This is a genomic window from Methylobacterium sp. yr668 (assembly GCF_900116245.1).
In the GTDB taxonomy this organism is placed as follows: Bacteria; Pseudomonadota; Alphaproteobacteria; order Rhizobiales; family Beijerinckiaceae; genus Methylobacterium.
Genome location: NZ_FOZY01000003.1, coordinates 348,780 through 356,477 on the forward strand (window position 1 = coordinate 348,780; position 7,698 = coordinate 356,477).

Genomic DNA, 7,698 nt, shown 5'->3' on the forward strand with positions numbered 1-7,698 from the left:
CCGCGATCCCATGATCGCCGCCCTGCCCCGTCCTCTCTCCCGGCACCCCCGTCACGCGGGGCGGTCTCCGCCTCGCCCGAAGGTGCCTCTCGCCTCGGTCACCCGTCTGCGCCGATCCCATGCCGCCCTGGAGCGGGCAACAAAAAAGGGCCCCGAGGGACCCTGCATGCGCCACCGCTCGGATCGCGACCCTCGTTCAGGGCCGCCCCGTCGGTGACGCTACCGCTACAATAAGGACCGTCGTCATCGGAAACCCGAAACTGCCCCGCGGCGGCCCCATGATCCGGAACTGGCTCATAGTCGGCGCGCGAAGTGTCGGGCCTCTTAGCGGAGAGCGCGGAGCCGGTCAACGCGTCCGTGCGTGCAATCGCGCTGGTTCCGCGCCGGCTGAGTGCCGGAGCCGCGGCTCACTGCAGCGGCGGCGGGTAGCGGCGCACCCAGCCGCTCGCCGCGTCGTAGGCGGCGCCGAGCTGCAGGCAGGCGAATTCGCCGTGGTTCGGACCGACGATCTGGATGCCAGTGGGCAGACCGGCCTCGCCGAAGCCCGCCGGCACGGCGAGCGACGGGAGGCCCGACATCGTCGCGGGGATCGTGATCTGCATCCAGCGGTGGTAGGTGTCCATCGCCCGTCCGCCCACCGTCTCGGGCCAGCGCAGGCCCTTGTCGAACGGGAAGACCTGGGCGCTGGGCATGACCACGTAGTCGTAGGTCTCCATGACGCGGCGCAGGGTCTCGTACCAGCGGGTGCGCCCCTCCAGCGCCGCGATGATCCGGTCGGCGCCGAGCGCCAGCCCCCGCTCGACCTCCCAGGCCGCCTCCGGCTTCAGCAGGGCCCGGTGGCGGGGCTCGTCGTAGAACGGGCGGAGGTTCGCCGCGACGGTGAAGGCCCGCAGCACCAGCCAGTCCTGCCAGAGGGTCTCCATGTCGTAGCGCGGCATCGCCTCCTCGACGGTGCAGCCGATCTCCGCGAAGGTGGCGAGCGCCGAACGCCCGACGTCGAGCACGCCGGGATCGAACGGGATCTGGCCGCCGCAATCCCCGAGCCACGCGATCCGGGTCCCGCGGAAGTCGCGGGCGAGCGGGCTCGCGAAGGCGGACGGGTCCTGCCGAATGGCGTTCGGGCAGCGCGGGTCGTAGCCCGCCAGCACCGAGAGCATCAGGCCGATATCGCCGGGCGTGCGCCCGATCGCCCCGAGCACGCCGAGGTTCGGGCTGAACACGTCCTTGGCCTCGGCGGGGATCCGGCCCCAGCTCGGGCGCAGGCCGTAGCAGTTGTTGAAGGCCGGCGGGTTGCGCAGGGAGCCGGCATGGTCGCTGCCGTCGGCGACCGGCTGCATCCGCAAGGCGACTGCGACCGCGGCGCCGCCGCTCGAGCCGCCCCCGGTCTTGGCCGGATCGTAGGCGTTGCCGGTGGCGCCGTAGACCGGGTTGAAGCTGTGCGAGCCCAGGCCGAACTCGGGGATGTTGGTCTTGCCGATGAAGATCGCCCCGGCGGCGCGCAGGCGCGTCACCATGATCGAGTCGGTGTCGGCGACCCGGTCGGCGAAGATCGGGGAGCCCTGCGTGAACCGCAGGCCGCGGACCGGATCGAGATCCTTCACGGCAAGCGGGAAGCCGTGCAGCGGCCCGACGGCGTCCCCCCGCGCCAGCGCGGCGTCGGCGGCCTCGGCCTCCCGCAGGAGCGCGGCATCGTCGGCGAGGCCCACGAGGGCGTTCACCTGCGGGTTGATCCGATGGATCCGCTCCAGATAGGCGCGCATCACCTCGGCGCAGGAGACGACCCGACCGAGAATGGCGGCCGCGAGGTCCACCGCGCCCATGGCGGTGATGCCGTCCTGTCGCGCGTCCTGCATCTTGCCCTCCCCCGGATCAACGGAAGATCGGTAACCGGAGGTTGGATCCAGGCAAAGATGGCTTCAGCGGAAAGGATGGGTTGCCGAGGTCCGTCTTTGCGAGCGCAGCGAAGCAATCCAGTGTCGCCCGACGATCACCGATGTCGCGCTGCCCTGGGTCGCTTCGCTGCGCTCGCGATGACGGCTTGCAGCCACGGAGGCCGTCACGCCACCGACCAGGGCAGCGTCTCCTCGCCCCGGAACACCACCACCGCGGTGTCGTCGACCGCGACCGCCTCTGCGACCCGGCCCGGCCGCCGCTCCAGGGTGACGGTCCCGGCATTGGGCTCCAGCCCGTGGAAGCGGGCGCCGTTCAGCGACGCGAAGGCCTCCAACCGGTTCAGCGCCCCCTCCTCGTCGAAGACCTGCACGTAGGTCTGGAGCGCGGAAGGCCCGCAGAACACGCCGGCGCAGCCGCAGGACGCCTCCTTGGCCCCGCGGACATGCGGCGCGGTGTCGGTGCCGAGATAGAAGCAGGCCTCGCCGGAGGTCGCGGCCTCGCGCAGGGCCAAACGGTGCCGCTCGCGCTTGGCCACCGGCAGGCAGTAGAGGTGCGGGCGCAGCCCCCCCTGGAAGATGTGCGTCCTGTTGATCACGAGGTGGTGCGGCGTGATCGTCGCCGCGCACCGGCCGCGGTGCTCCCGGACCACGTCGAGGATCTCCGCCGTGGTGGCGTGCTCGACGGTGACCTTCAGCCCCTGATGGCGAGCGAGCAGCGGGATCAGGCTGCCCTCCATGAAGGCGGCCTCGCGGTCGAAGATGTCGATCTCCGGGTCGGTCGCCTCGCCGTGGATCAGGAGCGGCATGCCGATCCGCTCCATGCGCTCCAGGACGGGGGTAATGCCGACGAGGTCCGTGACGCCCGCGTGCGAGTTCGTGGTCGCGCCGGCCGGGTAGAGCTTGGCGGCGACCCAGACCTTCTCGGCGAAGCCCCGCTCGATCTCGTCCGGGTCGGTGTCGTCCCGCAGGTAGCAGGTCATCAGCGGGGTGAAGTCCATGCCGGCGGGCAGGGCCGCCAGGATGCGCTCCCGGTAGGCCTGCGCCGCGGCGACCGTTGTCACCGGCGGCACGAGGTTCGGCATGATGATGCCCCGGGCGAACTGCGCCGCCGTGTAGGGCAGCACCGCCTTCAGCATCGCGCCGTCGCGCAGGTGGATGTGCCAGTCGTCCGGCCGCCGGATCGTGATCCGGTCGACGGACTTCGCGGCCTGGCGCTCGGCGGGGAACAGGTCGGCGACGCTCATCGCGGGATGCCCCTCAGGCCTGGCCGAAGGCGGAGATGCCGCCGTGGGCCGCCGACCATTCCGCCGGCGCGTTGAGGAAGCGCTCGACCTCGGCCAGCGTCTTCGGGTCGAAGGTGCCCATCTCCTTGGCCACCGCCAGCACGTCCCACCACGTGGTGAGGTAGTGGAGCTTGATACCGATCTCCTCCATCAGCGCGGCGCTGTCAGGGAAGATGTCGTAGTAGAAGAGCACGAAGCAGTGCTCGACCTGGGCGCCCGAATCGCGCAGGGCCTTGCAGAAATTGACCTTGCTGCGCCCGTCGGTGGCGAGGTCCTCGACGAGCAGCGTCCGGGCGCCCTCGACGATCTCACCCTCGATCTGGGCGTTGCGACCGAACCCCTTGGGCTTCTTCCGGATGTACTGCATCGGCAGCATCATCCGGTCGGCGATCCAGGCCGCGAACGGGATGCCGGCGGTCTCGCCGCCGGCGATGTGGGTCAGCTTCTCGTAGCCGATCTCGCGCACGATGGTGGCGGTGGCGAAATCCATCAGCGTCGAGCGCAGGCGCGGGAACGAGATGATCTTCCGGCTGTCGGTGTAGACCGGGCTCGCCCAGCCCGAGGTGAACTTGAACGGCTCGTCCTTGTAGAAGAGCACCGCCTCGATCTCGAGGAACATCTTGGCCGCCTCGCGGGCGATCACTTTCCGGTCGAGGGGCAGGAAGGGGCTGGTCATGCGGCGTGCGCGCTCCGCTTGGGGCGCTCTCCGGGGCCTTGAGAAATGGTCCGGCCAGAGAGATCGCGTGGGAATAGGGCCTGACCGCCCTCCTCCGCCCTGTCTCCGCCAGCGTCAACCCTGATCGCGGCGCTATCCGCGCCTCACGCAGGTCTGCCGGCCCGCAGATGCGCGAGGTGCCGGATCGCCAGCGCGTAGCCGTGCGTGCCGAATCCCGCCAGCACGGCCGTGGCCGCGAGCGAGATGTAGGAATGGTGGCGGAAGGCCTCGCGGCGATGAACGTTCGAGATGTGGCACTCGATCACCGGCACCTCGCAAGTGTTCAGCGCGTCGAGGATGGCGACCGAGGTGTGGGTGTAGGCGCCCGCGTTGATGACGATGCCGGCCGAGCCGACGCGGTACTCGTGGATCGCGTCGATCAGCACGTGTTCGGCGTTGCTCTGGCGGAAATCGACCGCGAGGCCGAGGCCGGCGGCCGTCGCGCGGCACAGGGCCTCGACGTCGGCCAGCGTCTCGCGGCCGTAGATCTCCGGCTGGCGCTTGCCGAGCAGGTTCAGGTTCGGCCCGTTCAGGACCAGGACGGTGTCGTTCATCGTGTGCCTCGCGGGTCGAGAGGTGCGGCAAGCGCCCGCAAGACTCAAGTCCGGGCTGTCATCCGGCCGGAGATGTCCCGCACACGGAGCTGCCGCCCGCGCCGGGCGGTTCAGATCCGGATCCCGCGGCGCTATCCCGGTCGCGGAAGCCCGATGCGGCAGGGAGGACAGGCGAATGGCAGGATCCCGGAGCGACGCGCCCGTGGTGATCGCGGTGGCGATCACCGGCTCGGTGCCGCGCAAGACCGACAACCCGGCCGTTCCGGTCACCGTGCCCGAGCAGATCGAGTCGACGCAGCAGGCCTTCGAGGCCGGCGCCACGCTCTGCCACATCCACGTGCGCAACGACGACGAGTCGCCCTCCTCCGATCCGGACAGGTTCGCCGCCGTGCAGGAGGGGCTGCGCCGGCACTGCCCGGGGATGATCGTGCAGTTCTCGACGGGCGGGCGCGGGCGCGACCCGGCCGCACGCGGCCTCTCGCTCAAGCACCGGCCCGACATGGCTTCCCTGTCCACCGGCTCGGTGAACTTCCCGACGATCGTCTACGAGAATTCCGCGAGCCTCGTGACCGACCTCGCCGGCCAGATGAAGCAGTACGGCGTCCGTCCCGAGATCGAGATCTTCGACCTCTCGCACCTGCACGGCGCCAAGCGGCTGGTGGAGGCGGGCCTGATCGATGCGCGCCCGCACGTGCAGTTCGTCATGGGCGTCCAGAACGCGATGCCGGCCGAGGAGCACCTCCTCGACATCCTGCTCGCCGAGACCCGGCGGATCCTGCCGGAGGCGACCTGGACGGCGGCCGGGATCGGGCGCAACCAAGCGATCGTGATGGACTGGGCGCTCGCCCGCGGGGCGGACGCGGTCCGCACGGGCCTGGAGGACAACATCCGGGTGACGAAGGATCGTCTGGCGGCCAGCAACGCCGAGCTCGTCGGCCTCGCCGCCGAGGCGGTGGCGCGCCACGGCCGCCGCGTCGCCACGCCCGCGGAGGCCCGCGCCGCCCTGGGCCTGGATTGAGCGGGCGCGGATGTTGCCGCGATCGCGCGGTGGAGACGGCACCGGATCCATGCGCCTCACGCACGCCGTCCCGACTGCGATCCCTGATCGTCGGCTGCGCCGCCGCGGCCTGCGCGTTCCTGGTCGTGTCCTCGGAGGCTCCCGGTCAGGCAGGTCCGGGATCGGAGGAGGCGCTCGTGAACGGGATCCAGACCATTCGGCGCGGCGACACCGTCACGAAGGTCGACCGGACCGGCAAGGGTGCGGTGCTGTGCATGCGCGGCATCCTGCAGGCGATGCGCGCCGTCGGACAGGCGTGCCACGCCGGCGCCGACCCGGACTTCCAGCAGGAATTGCGCGCCGCGCTCGCGCGCATCGATCGGTTCATCGCCGACAACGCCCCGGACAGGGCCGTCCCGTCGCGCGACGGGACGGCGGAACCGGAGCAGCGGCCCGGCGCGGTCTGCGGCCGCGACGCGGAGGCCCTGTACGAGGCCCTGCGGACCGGCGGCGCCGCGGGCCTGCGCGCCCAGGTCGACGACCTGCTCTCGATCCCGCGCGAGCCGGTCATGAATCCGTGCCTGTGAGCCGGCCGGCGACGTCGCGGTTTCGGGACGTCGCCCGCGCGGCGGCGATCCCGACCCACCTTCTCACGGCCGACCCGGCGTGCTAACGATCCGCCCGCGCGGGTGTAGCTCAATGGTAGAGCAGCAGCCTTCCAAGCTGAATACCCGGGTTCGATTCCCGGTACCCGCTCCATCTTTTCAAGGCCGGAAAGCTGCCCCGTTACAGGGGTTTAGCTCTCCGGTCTTTTCCTTGCCCGGGACTGCCCCGTTAGCGTGATACCAGCCTGATACCAGTTTAAGGGGCGCTTTGCGGCCATCTCAGCTGCCAACTCCCGGAACTGCGCCAGCGCCCGGGCCGCGACGTCCTCGTCGATGGGCGGGCACTCCGGCTTTGGCTAGGCGGCCGCCCGGAGCTCCATCAGGACGATCTCGTACCAGTGGTCGAGGAGGTCTTCTCGCAGGTCGGGGTACGCCCGGACGAGGCGCACCAGGGTCGCGTTCCGCTCGGCCTCGCCCTCGGCGAGGTGGGGCTCGAAGATCACGTCGTCGCGGAGGTCGGCTTCGGTCATGGCAGGTTTCCTTGTCCCTGCAATCGAAGCGAAGCACGGGGACCGGAAACGGAAGTCGGCTCGCAGGACAGGACGCCGCAGGCGTTGGGTTGCCGGCCGGCATCGAGCCTGCCACGCTACGGGGATGACGACCCTCATCGATATGGTCGCCGCGATGCAGGCCCGCGAGGCCGCCCGGGCGGCGAAGGGCGAGCCCCCGGCCTACATCGTCGAGGCCGACGCCACGGGGACGCCCGATACGTGGGGCCTCCCCGGGCACGGTACCGTCCGGCGCTATCCTGGCGGCCGGTGCGTGCAACTTAGGGACGGGGCGGATCTACCGACGACAGGATGGGGCCACCCTTTCGCCGCCATGGCCTAGGCCGCCGTCGAGCCTGCCTGCGCCTCGGCCCTGGCCATGGCCTGCCGACCGTCTCCGAACTCCAGGCAGAATGCCTCCGCCTGATAGATGTCGACGCATCGCCAGTAGAAGATCTTCACGTCAGCGTCGCTCTTGCCCTGGGACATGAGCATGAGGCGCCCCCACCCCTTCAGGCAGGCGATGCCGCCACCGCCGCGCTCGCTGGCGTGGGGGAACACGGCGACGACCATGTCGGCTTCCTCGAAGCGCTTCCGCAGCCACTCCGGGTCCTTTGAGACACCTTGCGAGATCGCCCGGTCGGTCGTGGCGTTGGCCTCGTCGGCGTAGTGCTGCATCTGCGCGAACGACATGCCACGCATCATTGTCAGGGTCGGTCCGTCCGGCAGGCGGATATCGTCGTCCCGACGGCCCCCGCCTGCAGCTGATCGGCCCCCACGAGGTGGTCCAAGGTCAAAGTTAGTGCAGTGTCGGTCGCTGGACCACGGCGAGCTTGGCCGGTGCAGCCGGCCAAGCGGCTATAGCTGGCACGAACACCTCTGGCGCGGGCGGCCGGTAGCCCAATGCGCCATGCGGCCGAACCGTATTGTAGTGCCGTCGCCAGCCCTCGATCATGATCTGCGCCTCCTTGAGCGTGTAAAAAATCTCGCCATTCAGCAGCTCGTTGCGTATCTGTGCGTTGAAGCTCTCGACATATCCGTTCTCCCACGGCGAGCCAGGGCTGATGTAGGCCGTCCTTACGCCAACGGCCGCAATCCAGGACT

Annotated in this window: 10 protein-coding genes and 1 tRNA gene; 4 read left to right on the forward strand and 7 right to left on the reverse strand. The window is 70.2% G+C overall.

From position 1 onward, the window contains the following. Positions 1–407: 407 nt before the first annotated feature. From BM419_RS06265 to aroQ, 4 genes are all read right to left on the reverse strand, one after another. Positions 408–1,853: an amidase gene (locus BM419_RS06265; protein ID WP_091925548.1), complete on the reverse strand. Its 1,446-nt coding sequence runs from the start codon at positions 1,851–1,853 to the stop codon at positions 408–410. 203 nt (positions 1,854–2,056) lie between these two features. Further along, positions 2,057–3,136 carry a dihydroorotase gene (pyrC, locus tag BM419_RS06270; RefSeq protein ID WP_091925551.1) on the reverse strand — a complete coding sequence of 360 codons (1,080 nt, stop codon included), beginning with the start codon at positions 3,134–3,136 and terminating at the stop codon, positions 2,057–2,059. Between the two features lie 13 nt (positions 3,137–3,149). Next, positions 3,150–3,851 carry an orotate phosphoribosyltransferase gene (locus BM419_RS06275; protein ID WP_020090728.1) on the reverse strand — a complete coding sequence of 234 codons (702 nt, stop codon included), beginning with the start codon at positions 3,849–3,851 and terminating at the stop codon, positions 3,150–3,152. A gap of 143 nt (positions 3,852–3,994) precedes the next feature. Further along, on the reverse strand, positions 3,995–4,444 hold the full coding sequence (aroQ, locus tag BM419_RS06280) for a type II 3-dehydroquinate dehydratase (protein WP_091925554.1): 450 nt from the start codon (positions 4,442–4,444) through the stop codon (positions 3,995–3,997). A 175-nt stretch (positions 4,445–4,619) separates the two neighbouring features. Between aroQ and BM419_RS06285 the strand changes: the two genes are divergently transcribed. The 3 genes from BM419_RS06285 to BM419_RS06295 all read left to right on the forward strand — a co-directional run bounded on the left by BM419_RS06285 (position 4,620) and on the right by BM419_RS06295 (position 6,200). Further along, positions 4,620–5,462, forward strand: a complete 843-nt coding sequence (locus BM419_RS06285) for a 3-oxoadipate:acetyl-CoA acetyltransferase (protein ID WP_091925557.1) — start codon at positions 4,620–4,622, stop codon at positions 5,460–5,462. 176 nt (positions 5,463–5,638) lie between these two features. After that, the gene (locus BM419_RS06290; protein ID WP_244540711.1) at positions 5,639–6,028 is read left to right on the forward strand and encodes a hypothetical protein; all 390 of its coding nucleotides are present in this window, start codon (positions 5,639–5,641) and stop codon (positions 6,026–6,028) included. Positions 6,029–6,126: 98 nt separating this feature from the next. Continuing rightward, positions 6,127–6,200: transfer RNA gene (locus BM419_RS06295), tRNA-Gly, on the forward strand. A 202-nt stretch (positions 6,201–6,402) separates the two neighbouring features. Here the strand turns inward: BM419_RS06295 and BM419_RS32285 are convergent. Continuing rightward, entirely contained in the window at positions 6,403–6,576 is a 174-nt protein-coding gene (locus BM419_RS32285; RefSeq protein WP_175556274.1) for a hypothetical protein, read from the reverse strand. A gap of 124 nt (positions 6,577–6,700) precedes the next feature. Between BM419_RS32285 and BM419_RS06300 the strand changes: the two genes are divergently transcribed. After that, a complete protein-coding gene (locus BM419_RS06300; RefSeq protein ID WP_091925563.1) occupies positions 6,701–6,937 on the forward strand; it encodes a hypothetical protein in 237 nt (78 codons plus the stop codon). On the opposite strand, the gene BM419_RS06305 is transcribed toward BM419_RS06300, so the two are convergent. Next, complete coding sequence (locus tag BM419_RS06305) at positions 6,934–7,287, reverse strand: hypothetical protein (protein ID WP_139257048.1); 354 nt, start codon at positions 7,285–7,287, stop codon at positions 6,934–6,936. The genes BM419_RS06300 and BM419_RS06305 overlap by 4 nt on opposite strands. Before the next feature lie 106 nt (positions 7,288–7,393). Continuing rightward, on the reverse strand, positions 7,394–7,698 hold a 305-nt coding region (locus BM419_RS06310), incomplete at its 5' end, for an integrase core domain-containing protein (RefSeq protein ID WP_139257049.1).